The organism is Treponema sp. Marseille-Q4132, assembly GCF_014334835.1.
Taxonomy (GTDB): domain Bacteria; phylum Spirochaetota; class Spirochaetia; order Treponematales; family Treponemataceae; genus Treponema_D; species Treponema_D paredis.
Window position 1 is genome coordinate 1,163,799 of sequence record NZ_CP060591.1, and the last position, 27,000, is coordinate 1,190,798.

At 51.0% G+C, this 27,000-nt stretch carries 28 protein-coding genes; 10 read left to right on the plus strand and 18 right to left on the minus strand.

The genetic code is table 11. The features are described 5' to 3' along the window. Positions 1 to 35 precede the first annotated feature (35 nt). The 3 genes from H9I35_RS05365 to H9I35_RS05375 form a co-directional block, all read right to left on the minus strand. Complete coding sequence (locus H9I35_RS05365; protein ID WP_187420543.1) at positions 36 to 467, minus strand: helix-turn-helix domain-containing protein; 432 nt, start codon at positions 465 to 467, stop codon at positions 36 to 38. Beyond that, positions 460 to 1,539: an acyltransferase family protein gene (locus tag H9I35_RS05370; RefSeq protein WP_187420544.1), complete on the minus strand. Its 1,080-nt coding sequence runs from the start codon at positions 1,537 to 1,539 to the stop codon at positions 460 to 462. The genes H9I35_RS05365 and H9I35_RS05370 overlap by 8 nt, the downstream gene beginning before the upstream one ends. An 85-nt stretch (positions 1,540 to 1,624) precedes the next feature. Continuing rightward, on the minus strand, positions 1,625 to 1,840 hold the full coding sequence (locus H9I35_RS05375) for a hypothetical protein (protein WP_187420545.1): 216 nt from the start codon (positions 1,838 to 1,840) through the stop codon (positions 1,625 to 1,627). A gap of 90 nt (positions 1,841 to 1,930) precedes the next feature. Here H9I35_RS05375 and H9I35_RS05380 point away from each other — a divergent pair, with 90 nt between their 5' ends. Then, on the plus strand, positions 1,931 to 3,475 hold the full coding sequence (locus H9I35_RS05380) for a DUF5312 family protein (protein WP_187420546.1): 1,545 nt from the start codon (positions 1,931 to 1,933) through the stop codon (positions 3,473 to 3,475). Between the two features lie 130 nt (positions 3,476 to 3,605). Here the strand turns inward: H9I35_RS05380 and H9I35_RS05385 are convergent, their stop codons facing one another. The 4 genes from H9I35_RS05385 to H9I35_RS05400 form a co-directional block, all read right to left on the minus strand. Beyond that, a complete protein-coding gene (locus tag H9I35_RS05385; RefSeq protein ID WP_187420547.1) occupies positions 3,606 to 4,268 on the minus strand; it encodes a methionine ABC transporter permease in 663 nt (220 codons plus the stop codon). 3 nt (positions 4,269 to 4,271) lie between these two features. Continuing rightward, entirely contained in the window at positions 4,272 to 5,294 is a 1,023-nt protein-coding gene (locus tag H9I35_RS05390; protein ID WP_187420548.1) for a methionine ABC transporter ATP-binding protein, read from the minus strand. Beyond that, positions 5,294 to 5,719 (minus strand): acyl-CoA thioesterase, encoded by a 426-nt coding sequence (locus H9I35_RS05395; protein ID WP_187420549.1) that lies wholly within the window; start codon positions 5,717 to 5,719, stop codon positions 5,294 to 5,296. The genes H9I35_RS05390 and H9I35_RS05395 overlap by 1 nt, the downstream gene beginning before the upstream one ends. Positions 5,720 to 5,803: 84 nt before the next feature. Further along, positions 5,804 to 8,239 carry a hypothetical protein gene (locus H9I35_RS05400; protein ID WP_187420550.1) on the minus strand — a complete coding sequence of 812 codons (2,436 nt, stop codon included), beginning with the start codon at positions 8,237 to 8,239 and terminating at the stop codon, positions 5,804 to 5,806. 183 nt (positions 8,240 to 8,422) lie between these two features. Here H9I35_RS05400 and hflX point away from each other — a divergent pair, with 183 nt between their 5' ends. Further along, positions 8,423 to 9,670, plus strand: coding sequence for a GTPase HflX (gene hflX, locus H9I35_RS05405; RefSeq protein ID WP_187420551.1), 1,248 nt, complete (start codon positions 8,423 to 8,425; stop codon positions 9,668 to 9,670). A gap of 3 nt (positions 9,671 to 9,673) precedes the next feature. Then, positions 9,674 to 10,171 carry a flagellar basal body-associated FliL family protein gene (locus tag H9I35_RS05410; RefSeq protein WP_187420552.1) on the plus strand — a complete coding sequence of 166 codons (498 nt, stop codon included), beginning with the start codon at positions 9,674 to 9,676 and terminating at the stop codon, positions 10,169 to 10,171. Between the two features lie 143 nt (positions 10,172 to 10,314). On the opposite strand, the gene H9I35_RS05415 is transcribed toward H9I35_RS05410, so the two are convergent. After that, a complete protein-coding gene (locus H9I35_RS05415; protein ID WP_187420553.1) occupies positions 10,315 to 10,860 on the minus strand; it encodes a hypothetical protein in 546 nt (181 codons plus the stop codon). Positions 10,861 to 11,019: 159 nt separating this feature from the next. On the opposite strand from H9I35_RS05415, the gene H9I35_RS05420 reads away from it, so the two are divergent. From H9I35_RS05420 to H9I35_RS05430, 3 genes are read left to right on the plus strand one after another with little or no spacing between them, the layout of a single operon-like run. After that, on the plus strand, positions 11,020 to 11,685 hold the full coding sequence (locus tag H9I35_RS05420) for a hypothetical protein (RefSeq protein ID WP_187420554.1): 666 nt from the start codon (positions 11,020 to 11,022) through the stop codon (positions 11,683 to 11,685). A 31-nt stretch (positions 11,686 to 11,716) separates the two neighbouring features. Beyond that, positions 11,717 to 12,400, plus strand: a complete 684-nt coding sequence (locus H9I35_RS05425; protein WP_187420555.1) for a response regulator transcription factor — start codon at positions 11,717 to 11,719, stop codon at positions 12,398 to 12,400. Further along, positions 12,390 to 13,874, plus strand: a complete 1,485-nt coding sequence (locus tag H9I35_RS05430; protein WP_187420556.1) for a sensor histidine kinase — start codon at positions 12,390 to 12,392, stop codon at positions 13,872 to 13,874. The genes H9I35_RS05425 and H9I35_RS05430 overlap by 11 nt, the downstream gene beginning before the upstream one ends. Before the next feature lie 58 nt (positions 13,875 to 13,932). Here H9I35_RS05430 and H9I35_RS05435 read toward each other — a convergent pair whose 3' ends face one another. The 4 genes from H9I35_RS05435 to H9I35_RS05450 all read right to left on the minus strand — a co-directional run bounded on the left by H9I35_RS05435 (position 13,933) and on the right by H9I35_RS05450 (position 16,403). After that, positions 13,933 to 14,235, minus strand: a complete 303-nt coding sequence (locus H9I35_RS05435; RefSeq protein WP_371809472.1) for a type II toxin-antitoxin system YafQ family toxin — start codon at positions 14,233 to 14,235, stop codon at positions 13,933 to 13,935. Next, positions 14,202 to 14,486, minus strand: a complete 285-nt coding sequence (locus H9I35_RS05440) for a type II toxin-antitoxin system RelB/DinJ family antitoxin (protein WP_187420557.1) — start codon at positions 14,484 to 14,486, stop codon at positions 14,202 to 14,204. The genes H9I35_RS05435 and H9I35_RS05440 overlap by 34 nt, the downstream gene beginning before the upstream one ends. Before the next feature lie 79 nt (positions 14,487 to 14,565). Then, the gene (locus H9I35_RS05445; RefSeq protein WP_252722730.1) at positions 14,566 to 15,582 is read right to left on the minus strand and encodes a peptidoglycan DD-metalloendopeptidase family protein; all 1,017 of its coding nucleotides are present in this window, start codon (positions 15,580 to 15,582) and stop codon (positions 14,566 to 14,568) included. A gap of 209 nt (positions 15,583 to 15,791) precedes the next feature. Further along, entirely contained in the window at positions 15,792 to 16,403 is a 612-nt protein-coding gene (locus tag H9I35_RS05450) for an SAM-dependent methyltransferase (protein ID WP_187420559.1), read from the minus strand. Between the two features lie 229 nt (positions 16,404 to 16,632). On the opposite strand from H9I35_RS05450, the gene H9I35_RS05455 reads away from it, so the two are divergent. The 3 genes from H9I35_RS05455 to H9I35_RS05465 are packed head-to-tail and all read left to right on the plus strand — an operon-like array spanning position 16,633 to position 18,666. Continuing rightward, positions 16,633 to 17,724, plus strand: coding sequence for a polyprenyl synthetase family protein (locus tag H9I35_RS05455; protein WP_187420560.1), 1,092 nt, complete (start codon positions 16,633 to 16,635; stop codon positions 17,722 to 17,724). Beyond that, on the plus strand, positions 17,717 to 18,253 hold the full coding sequence (locus H9I35_RS05460; RefSeq protein ID WP_187420561.1) for a tetratricopeptide repeat protein: 537 nt from the start codon (positions 17,717 to 17,719) through the stop codon (positions 18,251 to 18,253). Before H9I35_RS05455 ends, H9I35_RS05460 begins: the two co-directional genes overlap by 8 nt. Next, positions 18,250 to 18,666, plus strand: a complete 417-nt coding sequence (locus H9I35_RS05465) for a SoxR reducing system RseC family protein (RefSeq protein ID WP_187420562.1) — start codon at positions 18,250 to 18,252, stop codon at positions 18,664 to 18,666. Before H9I35_RS05460 ends, H9I35_RS05465 begins: the two co-directional genes overlap by 4 nt. Positions 18,667 to 18,918: 252 nt before the next feature. Here the strand turns inward: H9I35_RS05465 and H9I35_RS05470 are convergent, their stop codons facing one another. The 3 genes from H9I35_RS05470 to H9I35_RS05480 are packed head-to-tail and all read right to left on the minus strand — an operon-like array spanning position 18,919 to position 22,320. Continuing rightward, on the minus strand, positions 18,919 to 20,097 hold the full coding sequence (locus H9I35_RS05470; RefSeq protein ID WP_187420563.1) for a protein-glutamate methylesterase/protein-glutamine glutaminase: 1,179 nt from the start codon (positions 20,095 to 20,097) through the stop codon (positions 18,919 to 18,921). Between the two features lie 36 nt (positions 20,098 to 20,133). Beyond that, positions 20,134 to 20,949 (minus strand): CheR family methyltransferase, encoded by an 816-nt coding sequence (locus tag H9I35_RS05475; protein ID WP_187420564.1) that lies wholly within the window; start codon positions 20,947 to 20,949, stop codon positions 20,134 to 20,136. A gap of 33 nt (positions 20,950 to 20,982) precedes the next feature. After that, complete coding sequence (locus tag H9I35_RS05480) at positions 20,983 to 22,320, minus strand: hypothetical protein (RefSeq protein ID WP_252722731.1); 1,338 nt, start codon at positions 22,318 to 22,320, stop codon at positions 20,983 to 20,985. A gap of 124 nt (positions 22,321 to 22,444) precedes the next feature. Between H9I35_RS05480 and H9I35_RS05485 the strand changes: the two genes are divergently transcribed. Continuing rightward, positions 22,445 to 23,200, plus strand: coding sequence for an RsmE family RNA methyltransferase (locus tag H9I35_RS05485; protein WP_187420565.1), 756 nt, complete (start codon positions 22,445 to 22,447; stop codon positions 23,198 to 23,200). Between the two features lie 51 nt (positions 23,201 to 23,251). On the opposite strand, the gene H9I35_RS05490 is transcribed toward H9I35_RS05485, so the two are convergent. The 3 genes from H9I35_RS05490 to H9I35_RS05500 are packed head-to-tail and all read right to left on the minus strand — an operon-like array spanning position 23,252 to position 26,893. After that, positions 23,252 to 24,187: an ABC transporter permease gene (locus H9I35_RS05490; protein WP_187420566.1), complete on the minus strand. Its 936-nt coding sequence runs from the start codon at positions 24,185 to 24,187 to the stop codon at positions 23,252 to 23,254. Position 24,188: 1 nt separating this feature from the next. After that, a complete protein-coding gene (locus tag H9I35_RS05495) occupies positions 24,189 to 25,367 on the minus strand; it encodes an ABC transporter permease (RefSeq protein WP_252722732.1) in 1,179 nt (392 codons plus the stop codon). Continuing rightward, positions 25,364 to 26,893 carry an ABC transporter ATP-binding protein gene (locus H9I35_RS05500; protein ID WP_187420567.1) on the minus strand — a complete coding sequence of 510 codons (1,530 nt, stop codon included), beginning with the start codon at positions 26,891 to 26,893 and terminating at the stop codon, positions 25,364 to 25,366. The genes H9I35_RS05495 and H9I35_RS05500 overlap by 4 nt, the downstream gene beginning before the upstream one ends. Positions 26,894 to 27,000 lie beyond the last annotated feature (107 nt).

Here is a 27,000-nt window from a genome sequence, read left to right on the forward strand (position 1 = left end):
AATCTTCCGGCGGACACGCTTTTTTTCCTTTTGCATCACGTATCGCCTTTTCTTCCCTCGCGGATCATTTCCGCCATCGCCAAAAAATCGTCGGCTTTTAAAAGGGCAAGCCCGCGATCTTCGTCGCCCAAAACCACGAGCGCATCGCCCGCTTTTATGCCGAACACTTTGCGCGCTTTTACCGGGATCACTATCTGCCCCTTGTCGCCGACGGTAACGGTTCCGAAAAGATGCTTCCCCTTCGGCGGAACGGCAAGCCCGAAATTCGATTTCGCCTCGTGGTTTGCAAGATCGTCGAGCGATACGTCCAAAGCTTCGGCAAGCAGTTTGCTCTTTTCCAAATCGGGAAGCGTATCGCCTGCTTCCCATTTTGCAAGCGCTTGGCGCGTTACACCGACCTTTTCGGCGAGGGCTTCCTGTGTAAAGTTCCGCAGTTTCCGCAGCTGAACGATATTGTCTTTAAGCATATTTCCTCTTTTTTATGCCGAGCAGGCACCACCTGACAAAGGGAATACGCACGACCGCTTCATAGAGCAAAAAAGCGCCGAAAAAAGAAGCGAAAGCCGCAATCGCGTATGCCGGCACTGCGGAAAGTTTTGCGTACCGTGCAAGGAGCCACGCCGTAAGCGTCAACGGAAAATAATGGAACACATATAAGCCGAAGCTCCGTTTTGTCATAAAGCGCGTAAAGGCGGACTCGCGGTCATAACGGCGCTTCATCAGAGCCAAAAGCGCAAGCGAAGCAAGCCATGCGTAAACGACCGCCGAAACGGAATTGACTGTCGGCATGACGGCATACTTATCACCGAAGTGCAGATAGAGATACAGCGCTCCCGACAACAGCGCCGCAATACCGAGTGCGATGTCGATTTTAGCGAGCCGGTCGATAAGATTTTCATGCGAAAATACAAAATAGCCCAAAAAGAAGGCAAAAGCGTAGATGCCGAAGCGATACACCGTAACGACGGGCGTGTTTAAAATAAGCCCCGAAAAATACAGCGGAATACCCAAAAGCAGAAGTACGAAAACATTTGCTTTGCCGCATAATTCGTACAGTCCGCCTTTTTCAAATTTTCTTATGAGTGCAAGCAGCATCGAAAAAAGCCACAGCATTTGTATAAACCACAAAACGCCCGTTCCCGATGCGAACATGATCGCAAATACGGCGACGCGCGGCATCGTATCGGGAATCCCGTCAAATCCGCCGGCAAGGCTCATATTCAGCAGGCCCTGAAGCCAGCCGAAAAGGAGGAGTCCTATCGTCGACGGCACAAGCAGCTTCCTCGTCCTCGTGCGCACAAAATCGCGGATCGAATGCGTTTCAAGGTAGCAGCGCGAACTTATTCCCGCAACGATAAAAAGCAAAATCATAAACCACGGATATAAAATATACAGCAAAGCGTCCTGCACCTGCGTTTCGGAAAATGCACCTATACGGGTGTACGGCGGCATAACCGCGTTGTAAATAAAAATCACGTGATACATAACGACCAAAGCGACCGTCAGCCATCTGATATTGTCCAAATAATGTTTTCTCATACAATTCACACCTTTGCAATTATTGTTGACACAGTATAACCCCAGCAGCGCGGCGCGTCTATCAACAAAACATAACCCCATACGATTATTTTGTCAGCTTTCGTTGCGGACGGCACCGTTTTGCCATCCCGCCCTGCGCGGCCCGCTCACGCTCGGCCGCTCCGTTCGCTTCGCTCTCTCCGCGTCTGCCTTCGGCACCGCTCCGGCCGGGCGTATGCCGTATGTGACCGCATACATCCTCGCTCTCCGTTCCCGACGGAAGGGCTGCTGCCGGAAGTTCCGCCGTTCTTTTACATTGCATAGTATTTTTTAATGTCCGCATTTCCGGAACCTTCGCTCTGCAAGCGCATTTACAAAAACCGCCGTTCAAGTTATGATATACGCGGACGCTATGGCAAAAGCAAAATCATCCGGCGGAAATTTCATTCAAAAAATACTCGCATCCATTTTAGGCTCCGACGATCCCGAATACGAAAAAAAACGGCGGCTCAAAGCGATAGCAAAACGCCTTTCGAAATCGCACTATCATTTTTACAAACCGAGCAGCGGCGAAATACTTCCGTCTTTTCCGAAGCTCCTCTACGAAATCTACAAAGCCGTATCGCCGGCACAGGTTTTATTTCAAAACATAAAAAATCCGAACGCCATGAAAACGGCGGTTATCGACCACTTTCTTTCCGACACTCAGCGCAAAATCGAAGAAGAGCTGACACAGGAAGCCATAGCCGAAAAAAGCAAAACGATGCCGCTCCGTCAATTTTCAGCCTTTGTGCAGCAGAGGCTCGAAGCGTTTATCGACGGATTTACCGACGAACGCACGGCCGTAATCGAACGGCGCTATAAAGAATTGCAGGCTTTTAAAGATTTTTGTTCTTACGATTATTATTTTACATTGAAAAAATTCAACGCGTCTCTTACCGAACGCGATTTTTCCGTACCGCCGCAGTTTGAAAAAACCGACGGCAAATACATCGTCGACGATATCAAAGATTTTACGACGCTCATGTGGAATATAACCGACAATATCGATTGGGCGCCGATGATAAAAATGCTCAAAGACATACGCGGAGTCGAACCCGTTCCGATCGGCGTATGGAAAAAAATTACGGCGAAAATGCAGCACATACAGGCGACGGGCATATTCGATATGACGGTACAACTGATCACGCAGGATCCCGATTATACGCCTTCGGTAAGTCCGATATCGGTAAACATCGTCGAACCTTTTATCAATAAATTCAAAATCGAAACGACGGCTGCCTTAAAAAAACTCGAATCGGCTGAGACAAACAGCAAAGTAAACGAGCTGCTCGTAAAGCTTTTCAATACGACATCCCTTTCATATTTGAAAAATTATACCTCCGAAAACGGTTCCCTGCTCGAAAAGAAAAAACTTGCCGGCTATCTCTATTGCGACGCGCTCAATTACGTCAAAGGCTTTCTCATCGAGTTTGTTAAAAAAGACATACGCGAATACTGCGACCTCGTCCTCGTGCGCGGCGCGTGGGTATCCACACCCGTGTCGATGCCCATGTCGAACGCATACAACGATCTGCTCTCCTCATCCGAAGCGATCACCTCTTTCGACGACGGCCTTGCCGACGACGGAGAAGTCGGCATAAAAATCAAAACGCTCCTGCCGCGCACACAGCATGCGCCCGATGCGGCGGCGATCATCAATCGGCTCGTCGGCGAATCGAACGCACAGGCAAAGACGTACATCGTAAAAGCGACGCGCAATCTCATCACTATCGGCAAAATGATAAAGTGGCTCATCGACGATGAAAAGAAAAAATCGCCGGAAGTGATCACGAACTGGAAAGAAATCGAACGCGTTTCCGACAAGCCGCCCTATGAAATCGGAGCCGCCGTCTATCAAAAAATCTACATGTTTGCACTGCTCATGCAAACCTGTATGGGAGGAGCGGCGCAGTAAGGGCACCGTTTCGCCCCTCGCTGCAAGTGCGCCGTAAACGCTACGGAAATACCGTACCGCACTCATTGCAAGCGGCGCCGGGAATTTCGCGCACGCTGCAAGTGCGCAATCGCTTTTTACGAAAACGCTTTTACCGCTTCGCAGCCACTTTATGTGAAAGCGCCGTACCGAGCATTTGAATCAATTCAACCATAATCAAAATCACGATGACGGCGATCGCCATGATTTCGGAGCGAAAGCGCTGGTAGCCGTAGCGGATCGCAAGGTCTCCGAGCCCGCCGCCGCCGATAGCGCCCGCCATCGCCGAATAGCCGATCACGTTGATGACCGTCAGCGTCACGCCGTCGATAAGAGAAGGCAGCGCTTCGGGAATGAGCACTTTAAAGATGATCTGCATCGTCGTCGAACCCATCGCGCGGGCGGCCTGAACGACGCCCCTGTCCACTTCTTTGAGCGCCGACTCGATGATGCGCGCAACGAAGGGAGCGGCCGCAATCGAAAGCGGAACGATCGTCGCCTTTGTTCCGATGCTCGTTCCGACGAGAACGCGGGAAAGCGGAAAGAGCACGATCATCAAAATGATAAACGGAAACGAGCGGAGCGCATTGACTATCCTCGTCAAAATCTGATACAGCGCCGGACGCGGCCGGATTCCCGACTGCGGATCGCTCGTACACAAAAGGATACCGAGCGGAAAACCGAGCAAAAGGCTGAACAGCGTCGAAAAGACGACCATGACGGCAGTCTGCGCCGCAGCATCGCGCACGAGAATTATTATTTTATCGATATTCATCCGTCATTCTCCTTCGACCGAAACGCCTTCGCTTTTCAAATACGCGATCGCTTTTGCGACTTCATCGGCATCGCCTGCGATATCGGTTATAAGCGTGCCGACGCGGCTTTCCGAAAGTTTTTGTATGCCTCCCGCGCGTATGTTGAATTCGACGTTGAATTTTTGCGCCATACGGCTCAGCACCGGCTCGTCGGTGAGCGTGTTTGTAAAGCGCAAAACGTATTTGCCGCCGCGCTCCGACCAGCGCACGATGCCACTTCCCCCTCCCGCTTCTTTCGTCGGCGTCAAGTTCAGCAAAAAATCCCTCGTCACATCGCTTTTCGGATGTAAAAAGATATCGTTTACCCTGCCCTCTTCGACGACGCTTCCTTTATCGACGACCGCGACGAAACTGCACGCGTCGCGCACGACTTCCATCTGATGCGTAATCATCACGACGGTGAGATTCATTTGATTTTGTATTTTTCTTATTAAATTTAAAATCGATTCGGTCGTCTGCGGATCGAGCGCGCTCGTCGCTTCATCACAAAAAAGGATATCCGGCTTTGCCGCAAGCGCACGCGCAATCGCAATGCGCTGCTTTTGTCCTCCGGAAAGCGTACTGATCGGAGCGTTTCGGCGGTCGGCCAAATCGACGATGGAAAGCATTTCCTCCATTCGAGAAGCGATTTCCGCTTTCGGCGTACCGCATATTTCAAGCGGGTATGCGACGTTTTGTCCCGCAGTGCGCGAACTGAATAAATTGAAATTTTGAAATATCATACCGATCCGCCGGCGCCGGGCTATGAGAGCGGACGGACAAAGGTCGTCCACGCGATCTCCGTCGTAAAACACTTCGCCCGAGTCGGGTTTTTCGAGCAGGCTTATCAAACGCACGAGCGTCGATTTTCCCGCACCGCTTTTTCCGATAATACCGAAAATCGTATTCGACGGAATCGAAAGACTTATATCACGCACCGCATTTATTTCGGAGCCGTGCGCACCGCCTTCATAGGTTTTAACAAGATTTTTTAAGCGGATTTCCATCAGTGAGCCGCCTTTTGTTTTCGCGCGTCTCCGTCCGGGTACAATCCCTCGACCATATATTTTTCGGGGATCTTCGCAGGCTTGCCGTCTTTGACGCTCGCCCACGTGACATCGGCTTCGACGCAGACGGTCCCGTCTTTTTTGCGTACGACTTGATGAAAAGTTCCCTGAATGACGCCGAGCTTTACCGGTTCTACATCGACGAACAATTCATCGTCGAGAAAAGCCGACGCTTTATAATAGATGTCGATATGTGTGATATAAAGATAATAACCGTCCGCAACGAGATTTTTATAATCGAAATCGATTTGATGCAGGTATTCCATCCGCCCGTATTCGAGGAAGTTCAAATAAACCGCATTGTTTACGTGACCGTACGCATCGCATTCATAGGTGCGCACGACAAGAGGTGCCGTATATTTCATGACGACAGTATAAATAAAAACGACACGCGCGACAACTCATATAAATTGATAATGGGCAATCAGGGCCTTATCCGTTAGCCGCTGTCATTTAATAACGGAATCGACCAGACGTTTAAACGCTTCGTCCTGCACGACGCCGTCGAAGGCTATGCCGGAAGCGATCGAAAATACGCCGTCGCCTCCTTCGATGATGACGCCATCCGAAGCGGGCGCGAGGTTTTGTATTTTCTCTTCATGCGATGCGAACGAGGTAAACGAAAACGGAACGGCGCCTTTTGCTTTTTCAATAGGCTGAATATCCTCCGCATCGACGGCATCGCCGTTAGCGGCTCTCGGGCTTTCCGCGCTTACGTCCGCGGCAAAGGGAATACCGGTATACGCCGCATCTTCTTTTTCCGGAGATTTCCGGCTTTCGTCTTCTTTCCGTTCTTCATCGAGGAATAAAAAATTCGGTGCGGAAACGACATCGAAATCGATCGGTTTCGCTTCTTCCTGCAAGATGCACTCATTTTTCGGCTCGCCCAACTGCAGCGGTTCGGCAAATATATCGTCGTCGGGTGCGGGAATATCGCCCGCCCCGTCCATAAACAAATCGATGTCGACGTCTTCCATTACAGGCATTACGGCATCGGTTTTCGAAGGCGGTGCGGAAGGTGCGCTTTCAACCGACTCGGCGATTTCCGTTTCGACCGCTGCGTCCTTTTTTGCCGCATCGGTTTTCGAAGGCGGTACGGATTCCGCGGCGATCAAATTATCAAAAAAGATTTCTTCGATTTCCGCCGGAGCGTTTACCGATTCGGTATTTCCGTCGAACAAATCGTCGCTTATCGCACTTTCTTCACCCATGCGTATTTCACCGAAGGCATCGATTTTTTCATCTTCGGAAATTTCCTCACCGCGTGTTTCGAAATCCGCCGTATCCGCAGTTTCGCTTTCAGAAGTTTTATGTGCGCTTTCATCGCTTCGGTTTTCATCGGCCGCATTTTCGCCCGATCCGTTTTTTTCACTCGATTCCGATCCGTTTTCATTTTCAAAGAACGCTTCTTCCGTTTCCGTCGCCGCGTTTACTATTTCCGTATTCGTTTCAAAAAATCCGTCCGCTTCGATACTTTCTCTTCCGAGCGATATTTCCGTCGCTTCTTCATCGGACGATTTTTCCGGCGCGGCGTTATACGGAGTTTGTACCGCACCGCTGCGCAAAATCTCTTCGAGCATTCTGCGTATCTCTTTCGAATCCGGCAAAGCGCTTGTTTCGGACGCATTCGTTTTGACGCTCAGCGCACCGAGAATTTCTTCCCAGCTTTTATCGATAAGCGCTTTCGTTTCTTCGGAATGCCGTTTCGCCCGCTTTCCGAGACTCTCTTTAATAGCTTCGGAAACGTCGTTTTTTCGAGATGCGATTTTTTGAGAAACGTCGGCCCAATTTATAGTTTCTTTATTTTCAAAATATTCGTTGATGAGCGCAAGCTGAAAGCGCTTCACTCTGTCTCGAATGACGACCATATCGTCACGGCGCAGATTGAACAGCATAAAGATCGTAAGAAAGAGCGTAATAAAAACACACGTAAGCAAAAGAAACTGCACCGTATGCGGCATGATAAATATCGAATCGCGGTAAACACCTGCCGTTTTAATAAAGCGGCTTCGGTTGCTCGAAATCAAAATCCAATAAGATTCTTTCGATTCGCCGCCGTTTGCGGAAATTGACGCTATTTTGTCGGGGCCTTTCGAATCGACGCGCCAGCGCGCGACCGCTTCCCGTTCGATGTCGTCGCGTCCGAGGGAGGGCATGCCGAACACGAATCCGCCTATCGCTCCGCTGCTGTCGGAAACAAGATCGCCCGTGTTCCCGACGGTCGTAAGATTCCGCGCGATAAGCGTACGATTGAAATCCTGTGCACTGACGTAAAAGACAATCGTACCGCAGTATATGTCGTACGGATCATAAAAAGGAAACGCGAACAATATTCGATTGTTTTCTCCGTCGAACACGATGCGGTACTTCCGACCGTCGGCGGCATCGGGTACTGAAACTTTAAAGAAAGCAACTTCGGCGCTGCCGAAGTGCGTGCGCAGTTCGTCGTAATTTTTATATATGCGCATGCTGTCGGTTTGTTTGAGAATGTCCGACGGATAAGTGCTGAAATGAACGCTGCGTCCGTTAACGTCGATGAGACGGATTCCGTCGAGGCCGCTCGCTTCCGAAAAAAGAGAGGCTGTCCTGCGCGTGCGCTGCTGTACGTCGCTGTCCGCCGGAGAAGACAGCGCATATGAAGCGACCGAGCTGTCGGAAAGATATGCTTTTTCTCCCGTACCGAATTGTTCGAGAAGCGTATTGATGTAGGTTTCGCTGCATTCCGCGACCGAATCGAGCTGCTTTCGAATATCGGCTATCTTCGCCGGCTCGTAAAACCGCGCTTCGATTTTGGAAAAAAGCCCCGCAAATGCCGCAACGACAAAGCATGCAAATATAACGGCTGTCGTTAAAACGCTTACGGCAATTTTTTGTCCTGAAGTCACTTAGTCCTGTCTCCTCTTACAGTATCGGCATAAAACGGATAAAAATCTAGCGGCATTTGCCGTCCTGTCCGCACGGCAAAACATCGCCGTAAGTATTCCCGTATTCAAATACCGTTTTCAAAACCGCGATTCGACCGCTTTAAAATACTTTCAAAACGGAGCGTTTATCCGTATAATGACGCGATGGAAGAACTGCAAAAAGAAACGGAACGAAAAACCCGCTGCGTACTCGTCGGAGAGCCGGGCAACGATCTTCGAGAACTCAAAAGCCTTATCGACACGCTCGGCATGGAAACCGTTTCGGCGATTACGCTTTCGCGGCTTGAAGTGCAGCCGGCATACGGCATGGGCAAAGGCAAAGCCGAAGAAATCGCAGCGGGCGCGAAAGAATGCGAAGCGGACTGCATCATCTTCGACTTTACGCTCGAACCGACGAAGCAGCGCAACTGGGAAAAGCTTTCGGGCTTGCCTTGTTTCGACAGGGAAGAAGTGATTTTGCGCATCTTCGCTTCGCGCGCGCAAACGCATGAAGCGGTTTTGCAAGTCGAACTCGCCCGCCTCGAATATTCGCTGCCGCGTCTCGCACATATGTACGGCGATTTGGCAAGGCAGCGGGGCGGCAATTACGGTGCAAAGGGTTCGGGAGAAACGCAGCTCGAACTCGATCAGCGCCAAGTGCGCGAAAAAATCTTCCGCGTCAAACAGGAACTCAAAAGCATCGCCGCAGGGCGCGACACTCAGCGCAAGCGGAGAAGCAAATTTTCCGTTCCGTCGTGCGCGCTTGTCGGCTACACGAACGCCGGAAAATCGAGTCTCTTGAACGCGCTTACGGGAGCGGACGTATTCGTCGAAAACAAATTGTTTGCGACCCTCGACCCGACGACACGGCGCATGAGGATAAAAGACGGAGGCGAGATTTTGCTTACCGACACCGTCGGCTTTATCTCAAACCTTCCGCACACGCTCGTCAACGCGTTCAAATCGACGCTCGAAGAAGCGGTGCGCGCCGATCTTTTGCTCATCGTCATAGATGCTTCGGATGCGAATGCGGAAAAGCAATACGAAACCGTGTGCCGCGTACTCGGCGAAATAGGAGCGGTCGAAAACGAACGCCTCGTATTATTAAATAAAACCGACGCGCTCGAAAAAGACGGAGGAAGACTTGCCGAACTGCGCGCACAATTTCCCGACTCTCTTTCCGTAAGCGCAAAAGAAAAGACGGGCTTCGGCGAACTCAGCGATAAAATTGCGGGCACCGTGTTCGGGAAACGCTGCAAATGCGTACTGCCTCCGGACAAAAGCCCGCTCCTCACCGACATACGCAAAGGCGGCCGCATTTTAAGCGAGCAGTGGCTCGAAGACGGCGTACACGTAACAGCCTATGTACGCGGAAAATCACTTGCCCTCATCGCGCCGTATCTGGTAGAGTAACGTATGCAATCGATTTTAAATCGCGTGCTCGCCGTCATCGCTTCTCTTTTGGCGGCGGCGATCGTCATCGGAACGCTCGTGTCGTTTGCGCTGAAAAAAGCGCACCCCGGAAAAAACATCCGCACACCCGACCCGTCCCCGCTTTCCGTTTCGTCGATGAGCGCTCCCGACAACACAAAGCTCGACGCCTTTACGGGACTCGGAAGACTGCGCGCGGCGACAAAACCCGATCCGAAAAAAGCGGCAGGCGGAACTCCCGTCGTCATAACGCCGTGGCTTTCCTATCCCGCAGGCGACAGGGCTTTTTACGAAGAGCTTTCGCAAAAAAGTACGATTATGCGAACCGTCATCACGGAATATTTTTCGAAGTATACGGAAGACGAACTGCTTTCACGAGGTGAAGAAAAAATCAAAGCCGACTTGCTTGGAGCGCTGAACGAACGTCTTTCGCTCAACAAAATCCAAGCGATCTATTTTTCGGACTATCTTTTTATCGAATAGATAAAACCGATAAAACTTTTTTTTGCACGGTGCGCATCTTGCCGGCACAAACGGAACACACAAAGCGCGTGTCCCGTTCGATGAGCAATGCAGCTCATGTCTGCGTGCGCTTTACCGCACGCATTCCACACGAGCGAAATCCATCAATACTCCCAAGTATACACGATACCGCCCGCAACTTCTTTCGGCAAATCGCTTGATGTGAGCTTGAGCGTGTCGCCGTCTCTCACGTATGTAATCTTCCACAATTCGTTCATGCTTTCACGCGTTTCCTTTTTTTTGCCGTTCGTCCACGTTTCCGTTTCTTTGCTCTTCACGGTAAACGTGATTTCCGAATCGGTCGCCGTCCAATAGCCTTTCCATTCGACTTCCGATGCAAAACCCTGTTTCCACGTGATTTCCATCGTTCCGTCGCGATCGAATTCCACTTTGACGATTTTATCGGTATCACGGACGATCCAATCGCCCATGACGGAATTTTGCATAGGGCCCGCCGCTCTGACGCGCTTCACAGGTCTCTCCCCATACATAGGAGAGCGGACGTCCGCATTCATTTCGCGCTGCGCAAAGTCGCCTCCGTGCGGCAGTTTTTTCGAATTCGATTTGTGCGAATCGGCAAAAACCGAACCTGCCAAAAGCAACGCAGCGATACCCGCCGCAACCGTCTTTTTAATAATTTTTGTTTTCATATCATGCTCCCAAAAAAATGTAGTACGGTGTTCGCACCGTCCGACGTAAAATATAGCGATTTCCGCACCTTGTATCATGAACGGAGCATTGGAAAAAGATTAAAAAATTTTAATCTGAAACGGCGATACAAAACGGCGAAAATACCGTATGATGAAACTATGGTCACGGGTAAAAAAATCACCGGCACGGCGGCGCTTATATTTTTTATATGCTGTACGATCGCACTTTCTCAAAACGCACGAGACCCCAAGGGTGCGCGCCCGTACCGCGGTATGCGCATGAGCGGCGCCGACGATCTGTTTTACGTTACGAAAATCGAAAGCGAAAACGAAGAAAACGATCGTATCGAAATCGAAATCAAATTCAATATCCCTCCCGATCCGCGTACGCTGCGAAACGAGTTCATCCGCATAAACGGTAAGCCGCTGCCGCCCGACACGCGTCTCGTTTTCAATAAAGCGGGAACGAAAATAAAAATACTCCTTCGCAAAGATTTTATATTCGATGCGCATGAGCGACGCGATCGGCCGTTCCGAATCGATTTGCCGGATGCGAAAAGCTTTAACGCGATTCCGCTTTATCGGACGGATTTTCCCGACTTGAAAATCGACGGAGAATACGAATTCCGTTTTGTAAACGCGATGCCGAAAAAAATGCACGACGGGGGACACGGCGAAATGCGCAATGTCCGTCCGCGCAATGCACGACCGAACGACGGGCAAAACGGTATGCATACCGATCCTTCCGGTCACATGCAGGGCGCTCATCCTCAAGATGCGAATACCGGTATCTGCGGCGAATACATACGTTTCGAAGAAGATTAAAACGGCACAGAGGATTTCAAGGAGGCGATCGATGGCGCGCATTCTTATCGTAGAAGATGACGAAGGCATCGCGGATTTTTTGCGGCTCGAACTCGAACACGAAGGATTTGAAGTTCGGCACGCGGCGGACGGAAGAAAGGCGCTCGAGCTCTTCGAAAGCGACGCTCCCGACATCGTACTGCTGGATATCATGCTTCCGAAATTGAACGGACTCGAAGTGCTCCGCCGTATCAGAAAGACGTCACGCCTTCCCGTCATCATGCTCACCGCGCGCGGCGATACGCTCGACAAAGTGAGCGGGCTCGATTCGGGAGCGGACGACTATCTTGCAAAACCCTTCGAAATCGAAGAGCTGCTCGCGCGCATGAGAGCCGTCATGCGCAGAAACGAAGCGCACGACGCTAAAAAGCTGAAGCTTCGCGGTATGGAACTCGACCCCGGCAGTATGGAAGTAACGGTAAACAAAGAGCGTATCGCTTTGTCGAAGACGGAATACTTTTTGCTCAAAACGTTTATCGAAAACAAAAACATCGTTTTGAGCCGCGACAAAATCATCGGCACGGTGTGGGGAGAAAATCACTACATCGACGAAAATTCGGTCGACGTATATGTGCGCTATCTCCGCGCGAAGATCGACGACAAAGCGGGCGAAGAATACATTTCGACCGTACGCGGCGCAGGATACGTTATGCGGGACTCGGAAGATGAAAATTAATAATATCGCCCCGCCGAAAGAAGCGGCGGAACGGATACAGGCAAACGCGACGGAGCAAATCGCACGCACAAAAACGAATACGGTAAAACAAAGTGCGGCCTCAGGCATATCGATGCGCGTGTCGACGGTGCGCGAGCTCGCCCTCAAGTTTTCGCTTTTGCTCGCCGTCATCGTCGCTTTGTTTTCCGTCGGTATCATCCTGCTCCTCCGCGCGCATACGAGGCAGAGGCAAAACCGCGAACTCGTTTCGGCGGCACAGTCTGTCGGCGAATCGCTAGCCAAAGGTCTTGTAAGGGAAGCGGAGGACGCTCTTCCGTACTACATCACGTTTTGCGTATATGAAAGCGGCACGAAAGAAGTTCTCGCGACGAACGATCCGTTTTTGCCCGTGCTTCCTCCGACGCCGAAAAAAGCCCTGCGCTATACGGCGAAAAATTATTTTTCGGACGGCGATTTGAATATTTTATACTATGCCCGCCCCTCCGACTCGCAGGATTTCGTTATCGAAACGGCGCTCAATATGGATTCCGATACTGCCGAATCGATACTCGCCGATCTGCCCTACATCCTCGTACCGGTAAGCATCCCGCTGCTCATCATCTCATATATCGCTTCTCTTTTTATCGCAAAACGCACGATGAAAAGCGTACGCGTCATGACCGATGCGGCGAAGAAAATCAGCGTTTCACGGCTCGGCGAACGCCTGCCCGTCTCAGGCAGCGGCGGCGATTTCGACATCCTCGCGCAAACTTTAAACGATCTGCTTTCGCGTCTCCAATCCGATTTCGAACGCGAACGGCAGTTTACCGCCGACGTGTCACACGAATTGAAAACACCGATCGCCGTCATGCTCGGACACGCAAACCTTTTGCGCCGTTGGGGAAAAAACGATCCCGCGCAGCTTGAAAAATCGCTTTCCTCGCTGATCCGCGAAGCGCATTCGATGGAAGCGATCGTCGGCAATCTGCTCGAAATTTCACGCTTCGAAAACGGACGTATTACATTGCATGCAAAGCTCATCGATATCCCCACCCTTTTCGAACGGCTCGCCGAAAATACGAAAGCGTACGCTCCCGAAGCGTCATTCAAAAAACACATAGGCGTGCAAAAGGTTTATACCGACGAAGAGCTGCTCTACGAAGCGTGTACGATTGTGATTTCCAACAGCATAAAATTTGCGGGCAAAAAAGCGAGCATAAAGCTTTCATCCGCGCGCTCCGAATCGGACGGCTTTTGCGATATCGCGATTTCCGACGACGGACCGGGCATCGCAGCCGGTGCGCTTTCGCATATCTTCGAACGGTTTTACCGCGAAGACGAAGCGCACGAAAGAAGCGGAGGAGGCGCGGGATTGGGATTGTCGATCGTAAAAAGTATTATGAGCGCGCTCGGCGGAACGGTGCACGCCGAAAGCGAAGCGGGAAAGGGATGCACGATCGTACTCGCCGTGCCGGAAGCGAAGCGCGAAACGTAAACACGTGACAGAGTCCGTTAAAAATCCAAGCGCGTTTTTGGATTTTTTTTACTTGGTTTTAAAATAATTCACTGTGCGTGCCGACCCGTAAAGCAGTCAAAACTAAGATATCTTCTTCTTTTTTATAAATTAAAACCACATCGGGACGGATATGACAGTCACGGCATCCCTTGTAATTACCAAGCAAGGGATGATCTTGATATTTTGCTTCGAGCGTTTCGCCGTTCAAAAGTTTATCGATAACGATATCAAGTTCGCGGATAATCTTTTGATCGGTAAGTTTACGATAATCTTTTTTAAATTTCGTCGTATATTCAAACCGATATTTCATTCCGCCAAAGTTTTTTTTGCTTCCTGCCACGAAGCAAACGGAATCCTGTGCCCGTTTTTTATTTCATCGTGTATGACATCCGCTTCTTTTATCGCTTGCAATGTTTCGTCGTTGCAGGTATCCAAGCGCACGTCAAACGGAAATCCACCCGCTTGTATGGACTTTCGGAGAAAAACATTGATCGCCGTCGTTAAATTGAGACCGAGAGCATTATACAGAGACTCGCTTTGTTTTTTAATATCGGAGTCCATTTTTATACTGAAAGTAGACGTCATCGACATAGATATTACATCTCCCGTACTCGTTTATATATTAACTATACGGCTATTGTGCTGTAATTTCAAGTATATTTTAATAAGCCTATCGCAGCAAGCCGAGCGGATTCACCGTCTTCCCGCCTTTAAAAACCGTAAAGTGCAAGTGCGGACCCGTACTCAACCCCGTATTGCCGACACGGCCGATGCGCGTATTCATGTCGACGTTTTGTCCGCGCACGACAGTTACCGCGCTCATGTGACCGTAAAGCGTCCGATACCCCGAATGATGAGAGATGATGACATAATTGCCGTAAGTTTCGTTGTAGCCGACGGCAGCAACGCGCCCCGGAAGCGCGGCATACACCGACGTACCGTGAGGAGCGGCCATATCGATACCAGAATGAAAGGTGCGCGAGCCGGTAAAAGGACTCTTCCGCCATCCGTAATACGACGAAAGCCAGTACCGTCCGTGCAGCGGCCGCCTGAACAAGTCTCCGTTTATTTCCTGTTTTGTAACCCAATCGAGTTCCGCGTCGGGAACGAAAATCGTAACGCCGGAATCCATTGCCGCAGTTTTGGAAAGCGAATTGACAAGCGCACACTTATCCGCACTCACTTCGAATTTCGCTGCGACCGTTTCGGGCGTTTCGCCGTTTTGTTTGACCGTATACAAGATGCCGGGCATCGACGGAATCTTCAAATATTGCCCTACCTGCAAAAGGCGCGATTGACGGATGGCGTTTACGCTGATAATCGTATCCTGCGTTACGCCGAAGGTATCGGCAATGACGCCGATCATATCGCCGGATTTGACGCGGTAAGTAAAATACGTAAGCTCTTTTGCCGCCGTTTCGCTTTCAGGAAGCAGCGCGGCGGCGGAAGCGATATCTTCATCGGAAGCAGAAGAGTCGGTAACAGAGAGGACATCTTCGGAAAATTTCGGAACGCCCGGCGTTTCAAGTCCGCCGACGCCGTTTTCGGTTCGAGCGCCGCCGGCAAGAGAAGCTCCTGCGGCACAGACGGTAGCTCCGATACAAAATGCCGCAATACTGCGGAACACAAGCCTGCCCGCCGATGAAGGAATGAGCGTATAAAATACATTCCGCAGCTTTTTTATCATAACATCCGCCGTTTTTTTCAAACCGTCTATAAACATGGATTTTACCTCAAATTACCGCAAATATCAATCGAGCGCCCGATCCACCGCACTTCCGGCAGCAGGCCTGCCGCACTTTCGACAGCAGTTCTGCTCTTTGCGCGGAAAACTTCGCTCTCATTGCAAGTAGTGCGGCAGCACCGCCTCGCACTCATCGTTCACCCCGCGGTACATCACTTTTTTCCGATACCGACAAGATAAGTTTCAAACGATTCGGAACGGCATGCGGCGGGTTTAAACCCCTTCGCCGATTCGAACATGCCGCGCATCTTTTGCAGCAGCATCTGCTGGCTGCCGTTTTGAAAAATCTTTACCGCCATATTGCCGCCGGTTTTCAGCATGGACTCCGCATACCACAGCGCCATATCGACCAGCTGTTCCGAGCGCGCCGTATCGACGATGCGGTTGCCCGTCGTAAGCGGAGCGGCATCGCTCACGACGATATCGTAAGGCCCGAGCGCACCTATCTTTTCTCTGACCGTTTTTTCATTCAAATCGCCTTGAATAAAGGTCAAATTATCGCCTTTGACGTTTTTTGCAAGCTCGTTCAAATCGCATGAAACGATATGTCCTTCCCCGTTAAACTTCCGCAGTAAAAACATCGTCCAGCTGCCCGGAGCCGCGCCCAAATCGAGGGCGGTACAATTTTTCGGATTCGGAATAAAATCGAATTTTTCGTCGATCTCCTGCAGCTTGTACACCGACCGCGCGGGGTACCCTTCGGAAAACGCTTTTTTCGACCAAAAATCCGGCTCCGCATAAGCCTTCGATTGTTTTGCAGACATATCATATTAATTTCGGCAAAAGAAGGATATTTCATGAGGGACGGCACGTATCTGCCATCCCGCCCTCCGTAACTCCGCTTCCGCTCCGGCCGCATTCGCGTCCGCTTCGCGTTACTCCGGTCGGGCGTAGGCGTAACGTGAACACAGCGCATTTTTTAAGAAGCCGCAACGCTGCGCGCCTCCAAAGAAAGGCGTTGTTTGCACTCCGTTAATGTTGTATATTATATATATGGACAGCGTATTTTCTTCACGCCTTGCACGGATCGAAGCTTCTCTCGAAAACGCGCTCGCATCGGATGCGGCGTGGAAGTTCGCCTCTTTCGGCTCGCTTTCAAGCGGCGTTCGGGACACACACATCGACTGCCTCACCGCCCCTTGCAAAAGCCTCATCGCGCTCGGAGGAAAACGCTGGCGCCCGCTTTTGCTCGTGCTGTGCGCAGAACACGCGCGTTCTTTTTACGGCAGCCGCTCGCTTCTTAATGAAAACGAAACGTATTCGCTTGCTCCGCTCGTCGAATTCGTGCATACGGCGAGCCTCATCCACGACGATATCGAAGATTCGTCCGATATGCGGCGAGGAAAGCCCGCAGCGCACATCGTCTACGGCATAGACGCCGCGCTCAATGCGGCTTCGTGGCTTTATTTCGAAGCGCCCCTGTGCATCGACCGACTCGCAGTCTCCCCCGAAGTAAAGGCGAAACTCTACGCACTTTACGCAAACGAAGTGCGCCGACTCCACCTCGGTCAGGCGGCCGATATTTTGTGGCACAAAAATCGGGAGCTTTTTCCGTCGATCGAAGAATATTCGGCGATGGTACAAAATAAAACGGGAACCCTCGCTTCGCTTGCGGCAAAAGCGGGTACCTTCGCAGGCGGCGGAAGCGGCGAAGAGATGGAACGTGCCGGAAAGACTGCCGCCGAAATCGGGGAGGCTTTTCAAATACTCGACGACGTACAAAATCTCACGACGGGAAACCCCGGCAAAAAACGGGGCGACGATATCGTCGAAGGAAAAAAAAGTCTGCCGGTGCTGCTTCACATAGAATCGCATCCCGAAGATAAAGCGCGCATCGCAGGGTATTTTGCCGAAGCGCAGAAAGACGGCATCGATTCGCCTGCGGTCGAAGCGTGTATTTCGCTTATCGAACGAAGCGGCGCCGTCGAAAAGGCGTTTGAAAAAGGAAAAACGCTTGTCGGCGAAAAGAGCGCCGAACTCGCTTCCCTTTACGATGTATCGGGAAAATCCGAAACGGCAGAGCTGATCGTCGATTTATTCGCTTCAATGATAAAAAAACAGGAGACAGATAAAAAGCATGCTTAACGAAACTGCGGAAAAGCTCAACAATCAGGCGATCATCCTCGCTTCGCACGGAGACTACACCGAAGCGATCGCATGCTTTGTGCGCGCGCTCACTATAGAAAACGACAATTCTCTTTTGTGGTTCAACCTCGGCATCACGTACCGCGACGCGGGCAATTTGGCAAATGCACGCGGCGCGCTTACAAAAGCCTATGCGCAAAACTATACCGATGAAGAAATCGTCGAAGCGCTTTCACTCGTGTGCTTCGGACTCGGCGATTTTGCAGCGGCGCTTTATTATTGTGAAGAAGGACTTGCCTACAATCCGGAAAATCCGCATCTGTGGAATACGCTCGGCGTCATCTACTTTAACCGGCAAATGCTTACTGCAGCCTGCGACGCGTTCGAACACGCAGTCGCGCTCAATCCGTATTATTACGATGCGCTCTTCAATCTTCGCGACACGTACAAAGAACTCGAAAACGAAAACGGCGCGAAAGAATGCTCAAGACGTATGAAAGAAATCGAAAAACACGGAGTACCGAAATGAATACCGAATACATCGTCACCGCAGCGGATTCGAATACCGTTACCGTAACGCCTGCGGAAAACGGCAGCGCGTGCGCAACCTGTCACGCGAACTGCAAATCATGCGCATTGCACATCACCGTGGCAAACACAAAACGATTCGACGTAAAGCCCGGTCAAAAAGTACGCATCGGACTGTCCGCAAAAGATGAAGTTCGGCAGAGCTTTTTATCGCTCGCCCTTCCCGTACTTGCCGCCGTCATAGGATTTTTCGTAGCATCCCCGATCGCATCTTTGTTCAATGTCAGCGCGACCGAACAGCTGCGTTCTCTCTGCGTACTCGTTTTCCTTTTTGCCTCGGGTTTTTCCGTCATGCTCGCCGCAAAAAAAAGAAGGAATCCCGAAAAACTCGACATCGCAGCCGTGTATCAATAACGCGACTACCGACGTGGGGCTGTCTCAAAAGTCGGTTACTTTCTCGACAGCCTGTCGAGTTTAAAATTAAGTCTTTATATTATAATGACTTAATTTTAAACGTCGCACATAAAATCAAGGAAGCTGTCCAAAAACTGAAGTTTTTGGACAGCCCCCGACGGTATTACAATTTACCGAAATATCAATAACGCGGGCGCCGAATAAGTCGGGAGTCGAAAAACGGCCAAGCCGTTTTTCTTTTATTGGAGACGCTTACTTCGAATGCGCGCGAACGAGTTCGTTGATTTTTCCGGCCATGCGATCAAGCGGTACTTGCTCCTGTACCGCCCCCAATTCCCACGCGACTTTCGGCATACCGTATACGATCGACGACGCTTCGTCCTGACCGAGCGTCCACGCGCCCTGTTTGCGCATTTCGGCAAGCTGCGCAGCTCCGTCTCTTCCCATACCCGTCATGATGACGCCGAGCGCACGGTTTTGGTAAATCTTCGCAACCGATTCGAAAAGGTAATCGGCGGAAGGACGATGCCCGTTTCTCGGCGGATCCTGCGAAAGCTTAATGACCAAGTCCGTTCCTTGACGCACGACATAGATATGATAATTGCCCGGCGCGATGTAGACGTGAGCGGGCAAAATAATATCTCCGTCTTTCGCTTCCGTAACGTCGAGCGGACAAATTCGGTCGAGGCTGTTTGCGAATTCGGAGGTAAAGCCCGCCGGCATATGCTGTACGACGAGGATCGGCAGGGGAAAGCGCACGTCGATATCTTTAAAAATATCGCGGAGCGCGTTCGGGCCTCCCGTGGAAATCCCGATCGCAACGACTTCGATGCGGCCGCCTTCGCGGATCGGCGTAACGACGGCGGGCTCTTTATTTTTTTCAGCATTCCACAGCGCGGGCGCAATCGCAGGATTTTTCGAAGAGTCGATGCCTTTTTTTTCGGCGACGAACCGCTCGGCTTCGCGCATCTTCAGCTGATGCGAAAAATATTCCGGCTCGTACGTCTCTTTTCCGTGTTTCTGCGCATACACGCTGCCGTAAGAAGCGATCAGTTCGACAAGATGTTCGGAAACTTCCGTCAAATCGGTCGAAATGGCACCGCCGGGTTTTGTAATAAAATCGCTTGCGCCGAGTTCGAGACATTCCATCGTAACGGCCGCTCCCTCCGTTGCGAGGCTCGACAAAATGATGACGGGAATATCCCATCCGCGCTTTTTACGTTCTTTTAAAAATTCGACGCCGTTCATCACCGGCATTTCTATATCGAGAATAATTACATCAGGTTTTACGAGCGGAATTTTATCGACGGCAAACTGTCCGTTCATCGCGGTCGCCGCAACGTGCAAACCGTCCGTGCCTTCAACGATCCGCGACACGAGGTTTCGCATCAACGCGGAGTCATCGCAAATAAGTACTTCGATGTTGTCCATTTTTATCTTCCTGTTTTAATATGTCCCCGTCCGGCGTTATTCCATTTTTTGGTACAAACACGCCCAGTCGGTTTTTAAAAATTCGAATTTGGTTTTCATGCCGAAAAGCGATTCCGAATGCCCGATAAAAAGATATGAATGCGGCGACATTGCGTCCCAAAACCGCTTAATGACCGCCGTCTGCGCCGCTTCATCGAAATAGATAAGCACATTGCGGCAAAATATAATATCGAAATCGTGTTTTCCCGAATCGTGGCTGAGATTATGATAATCGAAATTGATCGTGTCCATGATATCGCGATTGATTTGATATCCGCCCGACGATTTTGTAAAATATTTCGCAAGGTAGTCGGCAGGCACGCCATCCACACGGTTGTCCGCATAAAAACCGAGCCGCCCCACCATGAGCGATTTGAGGGAAATATCGGACGCGGTGATTTTAAACGTAAACTGAGGAGGTAAAATCGTTTTTAAAATCATGGCAATCGTATACGGTTCTTCGCCCGTCGAGCAGCCTGCACTCCACACGCGTATCACATCGGATCCGTGCTGCTTTTTATAATCGATGAGATGCGGTACGACATAATTGATAAGCGCATCGAAATGAGGCTGAGTCCGAAAAAAATGCGTCAGATTCGTCGTTACAGAATCGAGCATCTCTTTCATCTCTTCTTTATCTTGTAAAATCAGCGTATAATATTTCGCTACGGAGTCGAGTTTTTTTTGCCGTAAAAGTTCTCTGATGCGGCTGTCCAAAACGGAACGGTTCGTACCGGAAAATGTGATACCGCTTTCGTCATAGATAACTTTACGGAACATTTCAAATTCCGAATCGCTCAATAAATCCGACATGAATATTATTTTACAGTATTTTTTGCTTTATAGCTAGTAATATTTTTCCGCAAAGCGCAGAGGAAGTGCGTACGCGGCGCATCCGTATTTCGTATCGCGCCATAAAAGAAAATCTTCGATGAGATCGGCCGATTTTTTTGAAACGCTCGTAAGCCGCCGCGCGCTCCCTGCACCTGCGCCGCCTCCATATATGACGAGCGGGTCGATATAGCGCATCTTTACGTCGAGCGATACGCAAAAGTGATTTTCCATCGCGTCTTCCGTATGTTCGATGCGCGTCATCGTTCGGAACGTTCGCCAGCGTTTAATAAATTCTCTCTGCGGAGAAAAATCGGATGGGCTCGGGCAAGCGGTGTCGTCAAAAAAATCTTCACTTGGCGTATCGGAAGCCGTATGTGCGTTACAGGAAGCGGCGCACACTACATCACGGTTGCCGCCGGCCGCATTTTCGCTATACAAATCCCCGCACGCCTCAGCTTCGCCGTGTACATTATCGTTCGCCGCATTTTCGCTTTGTACGCTTTCGCTGAACGAATCGAATCGTCCGATGATTTCGCGCTCGGTTTTTTCATAACAGTCTTTTTCGGAAATCAAACCGATCGCGATCGCGCGGTCGACGATATCCGAAAGCAGCTTGAGCGCAAGTTTGTTTTCGTTGAGCTGCAGAATGTGTCCCGTGCGGCAAGTCTTTTCACAGTAGGCTTCCGCAATTTTTTGCGTTCGAAATCCGAGTTCGCTCTCTCCGTCTTCGTTGATGCAGATCGCGATGTCCCCGTACGCTTCCGCGATTTCGGAAAGCGTCCAGCTTCCTTCGAGCGAGGCGCCCGAAGGGAACATGTATTCAAGTCTGTCCGCCGAGAGACGCGGGAGCTTGTTGTCCGCAAGCGGATAGACGTGATAGTCGGCGACGGCATCGATCGAAATACCGTCGGATTTCAGCATGGCACAAAGGGCATCGTCGTCTCGGATCATCGCTTCGTTTTCGTTTTCCGTCGATTCCTGAGTGAGCGCGTCTCCGTTTCTGAAATCGGCAACGTGACTGAAAACGGGCGTCGAAACATCGTGCAAAAGACCCGCGAGCGTTTCAGCCCTGTCGTGCGTAAAGTGCCACAGTATGAGCGCGACTCCGATGCTGTGATCGAGCCTTGAATAAAAAAATCGATTCCGATAGAGCGGCGTCCAATCCGTGCCGCACAAAAGCCCGATACCCGAAAGCCGCTGCAAAACCGGGAGATCGATATAATTATTAATAAATTCGGGAAAATCCGCAGAGAGGATACGGTGATATGAGGCGATCGGAAAATCCGTATTTTTCGGAAACGCAGACAGCATAAGGGGCCACGTCATATCGTCGAATCGATTTTTTCGCATGGCGTCATTATAGCACGATTTTGCGCTTGATTAAATCGACCGATTGAATTAGGATTTTCCCGCGGCGGCTTTTAAATAACGCCAAAAAACTTTTTTGAGACGTATTTGCGCCGTTTTTAAAATTATGAATATCTGTCTTTTTACCGCCGACGAAATCAATAATCCGCTTCCGCTTTGCGACGAACGCGCACGGCATATCGTAAAGATCCTTCACAAAAAAACGGGCGACACATTCAGCGCAGGCGTCATCGGAGGAATGGCGGGAAAGGCTTTGATTACGGATATAAGCTCCGGAACGGAAGGAGGGGCCATACGGTTTTCGTTTACGCCCGAAACGGACGGAAAAGAGCTTTCGCCCCTTACGCTCATCGTCGGCTTTCCGCGCCCGATCCAGCTCAAGCGTCTTTTGCGCGACGTCGCGGGTCTCGGCGCTTCGCACATTTTTTTGACGGGGACGGAACTCGGTGAAAAATCCTATATGCACTCGTCGCTTGTCGAGCGGGGGGCGGCGTATAAAATGCTCCTCGACGGAACGGCTCAGGCGGGAAGCACGCACGTGCCTTGCCTCTCGCTGCATAAAACGCTTGCCGAATGTATTGCCGCCGCGGATAAAGAGAGTGCTATTAAAATTGCGCTCGATAACGTAAACGCGCCTCTTTCGCTTACGGCCTTTCTTTCGAAAAAGAAGGGTGAAAAACTTTTTCCGTGTCCCGTTATCGCGGCGATCGGAAGCGAGCGGGGATGGACGGATGACGAGCGCGCGCGCTTCGAAAACTGCGCTTATACGCGCTGTTCGATGGGTGAACGGGTTTTGCGCACGGAAACCGCGGCGACGGCCGCAGCTTCGATCATTTTGGCGGAAATGGGAATATTGGGCTAATTTAAGACAAACAATTTTGCCGAAAAAGAGACCTCGTTTCCGGCAAAGATTTCAATACGGAATTCCGTCGGCTGCAGGCGCGGACATGTGCTTCGATGAAAAGACGAGCGCGACAAGCGTAACGATGTACGGAAACACTTTGAAGATGACCGTCGGCACGACGTTGAGCGCGGGGATCGCCTGCGACACATTTGCAAGCGTCGTAAAAAATCCGAAAAAGAACGTCGCGCCTAAAATACCGAGCGGCTTCCACTGCCCGAAGATGAGCGCCGCGATCGACAAAAAGCCGAGACCCGCGACGCTGCCGTTGAACTCGCCGCTGTACGTGACGAGCATAACGCCGCCGCCGAGCCCCGAAAGCGCACCGCTTGCGAGCACTCCGAACCAGCGCATCCTGCGCACGTTGATGCCCGCGCTTTCTACCGCCGACGGGTGTTCGCCGCAGGCGCGCAGACGCAAACCGAACGATGTGCTGTATAAAAGCCAAAACGAAAATCCCCAAAGGGCAAGCACGAGCCACGTCGACCAGTACGAGCGCGAAAAAAACAGCGCGCCGAGTACGGGAATTTTTGAAAGAAACGGAATGTCATCGCGCACGATGCCCATGACGATAGGAATATTGCCGCTTCCGGTGACGAGGCGCGCGACGTATACGGTGAGAGCGGCCGCGAGCATATTGATCGCCGTTCCGGAAATCGTCTGATCGGCTTTCAGATTGATCGATGCGAACGCGTGAAGCGAAGCGACGAGCATACCGCACAATATTCCCGCCGCCAAACCGAGGGCGGTATAGGCGCCGTGCGGCAATACGTTTTCGGTGAGTTTGATGACGAATGCGCTTCCGAAATAGCCTGAAAGCATGAGTCCTTCAAGCCCCAAGTTCGTAACGCCGGAACGTTCGCTGTAGAGACCGCCCAAACTCGTAACGAGCATGGGAATCGTATATGCGATGACGTACGGAAAAATCTGCGAAAAAAGTTCCCACATATCAGCGGCCTCCCTGCGCCGTACGCTGCGCGCTGTCGGAATTGTTATTATTTTCTTTCCGCTTTCCGCGCATGGCACGGAAAACGCCGTTCCACAGCCGTTCGAACAAAATGCTCGTGGCGGTAAAGTAAATGATGACGGAGATGATCGTGTCGGCGATTTCAGGCGGAACGGACGTCATCGCGTTCATAAATCCTTTACCCGACTGCAGTATGCCGAAAAATACCGACGCGAGCAAAACGCCGACGGGCGTCGAAGCGCCGAGTAAAGCGACCGCTATGCCGTCGAAACCTTGAGAAGGCATGACGCCGATCTGCATATTGAGCGAATAGCCCGTGTAGTAAGAAAGACCGGCCAATCCCGCAAGCGCGCCCGAAATCATCATGGACAAAATGATGCTCGAATTGACGCTGATGCCCGCATATTCCGCGCAGCTTTTATTTGCACCGACGGCTTTTAAACTGAAGCCGAGCGTCGTTTTACCCAAGCAAAACTGCACGGCGACGAGGGCGATGACCGCAATAAAAACGCTTAAATTGATATACGTGGAACCCGCAAAGAGATTCGTAAGCCACGGAGTACGGAGCGACTGCGTTACGGCGATCGCGGAGCTTTCCGTTTCGAGCGACGGCCCTTTGAGATATGCGGGAATATAATAATACACGCTCCAATATGCGATCCAATTCATCATGATCGTCGATACGACTTCGTGCACGTTGAATTTCGCTTTAAAAAAACCGGGGATCGCGGCCCACAGAGCGCCGCCGAGCGCTGCGCACAGGATCAATGCAATGAGATACAGCGGACGCGGCAAAAAGAGATAATGCGCCGCTATCGTCGCGACTATGCCGCCCGCGAGCATTTGCCCGGAACAGCCGATATTGAACAAGCCCGTTTTATACGCGAACGCAAATGCGAGGCCGGTAAAAAACAGCGTCGTCGAAACGGCGATCATGTTTCCGACGCGCTCCGAATTCATAAGGCTGCCGCGGAACATATAGAGATACGCTTCGATCGGATTTTCTCCGATAACCGCCATGAGAATACCGCCCGCTATAAGACCGAGCACGACGGCGCTCAACGCAATTAAAAACGGGCCGCTTTTCCACTCTTCGTTTTTTTCACCCTTCCGTTTTTTTGCTTTTCCGTTTTTTTCGATATGAGTTGCCCCGTGCTTCATCGGTGATCTCCTCCGTGTTTGACGCCCGCCATCATAAGACCGACCGCGTGTTCGTTCGTTTCTTGTGTTTTTACGATATCGATAAGTTCGCCGCCGCTTATAACGGCGATTTTATCCGACAGATTGAACACTTCGTCGAGTTCGAGCGAAACGAGCAGGACGGCGTTTCCCTTGTCGCGCTGCGCGACGATCTGTTTGTGAATATATTCGATCGCGCCGACATCGAGCCCGCGAGTGGGCTGAACGGCGATGAGCAGTTTCGGCTTTACGGAAAGCTCGCGGCCGATGATGAGCTTTTGCTGGTTTCCGCCGGAAAGTTTTCCCGCAGGCGATTTTATCCCCTCGCCCGATCGGACGTCGAAATTATTGACGACGTCTTCGGCGTATGAATTGATATATTTGTCGTCGAGGATGCCCCGCTTGCTGAAAGGCCAACGGTAAAAATCTTTGACGGCGATATTTTCCGCAATCGATTCGGTCGGGATGATACCGCGCTTTTGCCGGTCTTCCGGAATATGCGCGATACCGCTTTCGTTGCGTTCGCGGATTGTAAAAGCGCTTGCGTCTTCCCCGTCGATAAAAATCGAACCGCCTGCGATCGGCGTCAAACCCGTGATCGCTTCGACGAGTTCGCTCTGCCCGTTCCCGTCGACGCCGGCAAGCCCGACGATTTCGCCTTCGTGTACCGAAAGGGAAAAGTTTTTGACGCCGGCGACGTTTTTCGCATTCATGACGGAGAGATTTTTTATTTCAAGGATCGCGCGGCCCGGACGTGACGGCGCTTTATCGACTTTAAAATTTACCGGACGGCCGACCATCTTCGCCGCCATGTCCTGCATGCTCGTCGATGCGACATCGACAACTCCGATCATTTTACCGCGCCGGATAATCGTACAGCGGTCGGCGACCGTCTTTATCTCATTGAGCTTATGCGTAATGAGGATAATCGATTTACCTTCCTTTGCGAGATTTTTCATAATCCGCATGAGATCGTCGATCTCCTGCGGCGTGAGCACCGCCGTCGGTTCGTCGAAAATCAATATCTGCGCGTCACGGTACAGCATTTTGAGTATTTCGACGCGCTGCTGCATGCCGACGGAAATGTCTTCGATCTTCATATCGGGATCGATATTGAGTCCGTATTTTTCACTGAGCGCTTTAATTTTTTTCGACGCTTCTCTTCGGTGCAGCACGAAGGCGCCTTCGTTTCCGAGGATGATATTTTCGGTGACGGTAAAATTGCGCACAAGCTGAAAATGCTGATGCACCATGCTGATGCCGCATCTCGTCGCATCGTTCGGATTTTTGACGGCGGCTTCTTTGCCGTGCACTTTTATCGTACCGCCGTCGGCATGATAGAGCCCGAACAAAATGCTCATGAGCGTCGATTTGCCCGCTCCGTTTTCACCAAGTATCGCGTGGATTTCGCCGTATTTTACCTGCAGCGTGATATCGTCGTTCGCAACGATGCCGGGAAATTCCTTTCTGATGTGAAGCATTTCGATTACGTAATTATCGCCGCCCATTCACGCCTCCGATTTTACACTTGAGATTGTACGGAACAGTCGTATCAAGGCAAGGGCACCGGAACCATATTCGCTAAAAACAACGTATAATATAAAAAGCCGGCTGC

Excerpts from the sequence above, each read along its gene's own strand:
- H9I35_RS05365 (WP_187420543.1), bottom strand. The coding sequence starts at position 467 with ATGCTTAAAGACAATATCGTTCAGCTGCGGAAACTGCGGAACTTTACA.
- H9I35_RS05370 (WP_187420544.1), bottom strand. The coding sequence starts at position 1,539 with ATGAGAAAACATTATTTGGACAATATCAGATGGCTGACGGTCGCTTTG.
- H9I35_RS05375 (WP_187420545.1), bottom strand. The coding sequence starts at position 1,840 with ATGCAATGTAAAAGAACGGCGGAACTTCCGGCAGCAGCCCTTCCGTCG.
- H9I35_RS05380 (WP_187420546.1), top strand. The coding sequence starts at position 1,931 with ATGGCAAAAGCAAAATCATCCGGCGGAAATTTCATTCAAAAAATACTC.
- H9I35_RS05385 (WP_187420547.1), bottom strand. The coding sequence starts at position 4,268 with ATGAATATCGATAAAATAATAATTCTCGTGCGCGATGCTGCGGCGCAG.
- H9I35_RS05390 (WP_187420548.1), bottom strand. The coding sequence starts at position 5,294 with ATGGAAATCCGCTTAAAAAATCTTGTTAAAACCTATGAAGGCGGTGCG.
- H9I35_RS05395 (WP_187420549.1), bottom strand. The coding sequence starts at position 5,719 with ATGAAATATACGGCACCTCTTGTCGTGCGCACCTATGAATGCGATGCG.
- hflX (WP_187420551.1), top strand. The coding sequence starts at position 8,423 with ATGGAAGAACTGCAAAAAGAAACGGAACGAAAAACCCGCTGCGTACTC.
- H9I35_RS05410 (WP_187420552.1), top strand. The coding sequence starts at position 9,674 with ATGCAATCGATTTTAAATCGCGTGCTCGCCGTCATCGCTTCTCTTTTG.
- H9I35_RS05415 (WP_187420553.1), bottom strand. The coding sequence starts at position 10,860 with ATGAAAACAAAAATTATTAAAAAGACGGTTGCGGCGGGTATCGCTGCG.
- H9I35_RS05420 (WP_187420554.1), top strand. The coding sequence starts at position 11,020 with ATGGTCACGGGTAAAAAAATCACCGGCACGGCGGCGCTTATATTTTTT.
- H9I35_RS05425 (WP_187420555.1), top strand. The coding sequence starts at position 11,717 with ATGGCGCGCATTCTTATCGTAGAAGATGACGAAGGCATCGCGGATTTT.
- H9I35_RS05430 (WP_187420556.1), top strand. The coding sequence starts at position 12,390 with ATGAAAATTAATAATATCGCCCCGCCGAAAGAAGCGGCGGAACGGATA.
- H9I35_RS05440 (WP_187420557.1), bottom strand. The coding sequence starts at position 14,486 with ATGTCGATGACGTCTACTTTCAGTATAAAAATGGACTCCGATATTAAA.
- H9I35_RS05445 (WP_252722730.1), bottom strand. The coding sequence starts at position 15,582 with ATGATAAAAAAGCTGCGGAATGTATTTTATACGCTCATTCCTTCATCG.
- H9I35_RS05450 (WP_187420559.1), bottom strand. The coding sequence starts at position 16,403 with ATGTCTGCAAAACAATCGAAGGCTTATGCGGAGCCGGATTTTTGGTCG.
- H9I35_RS05455 (WP_187420560.1), top strand. The coding sequence starts at position 16,633 with ATGGACAGCGTATTTTCTTCACGCCTTGCACGGATCGAAGCTTCTCTC.
- H9I35_RS05460 (WP_187420561.1), top strand. The coding sequence starts at position 17,717 with ATGCTTAACGAAACTGCGGAAAAGCTCAACAATCAGGCGATCATCCTC.
- H9I35_RS05465 (WP_187420562.1), top strand. The coding sequence starts at position 18,250 with ATGAATACCGAATACATCGTCACCGCAGCGGATTCGAATACCGTTACC.
- H9I35_RS05470 (WP_187420563.1), bottom strand. The coding sequence starts at position 20,097 with ATGGACAACATCGAAGTACTTATTTGCGATGACTCCGCGTTGATGCGA.
- H9I35_RS05475 (WP_187420564.1), bottom strand. The coding sequence starts at position 20,949 with ATGTCGGATTTATTGAGCGATTCGGAATTTGAAATGTTCCGTAAAGTT.
- H9I35_RS05480 (WP_252722731.1), bottom strand. The coding sequence starts at position 22,320 with ATGCGAAAAAATCGATTCGACGATATGACGTGGCCCCTTATGCTGTCT.
- H9I35_RS05485 (WP_187420565.1), top strand. The coding sequence starts at position 22,445 with ATGAATATCTGTCTTTTTACCGCCGACGAAATCAATAATCCGCTTCCG.
- H9I35_RS05490 (WP_187420566.1), bottom strand. The coding sequence starts at position 24,187 with ATGTGGGAACTTTTTTCGCAGATTTTTCCGTACGTCATCGCATATACG.
- H9I35_RS05495 (WP_252722732.1), bottom strand. The coding sequence starts at position 25,367 with ATGAAGCACGGGGCAACTCATATCGAAAAAAACGGAAAAGCAAAAAAA.
- H9I35_RS05500 (WP_187420567.1), bottom strand. The coding sequence starts at position 26,893 with ATGGGCGGCGATAATTACGTAATCGAAATGCTTCACATCAGAAAGGAA.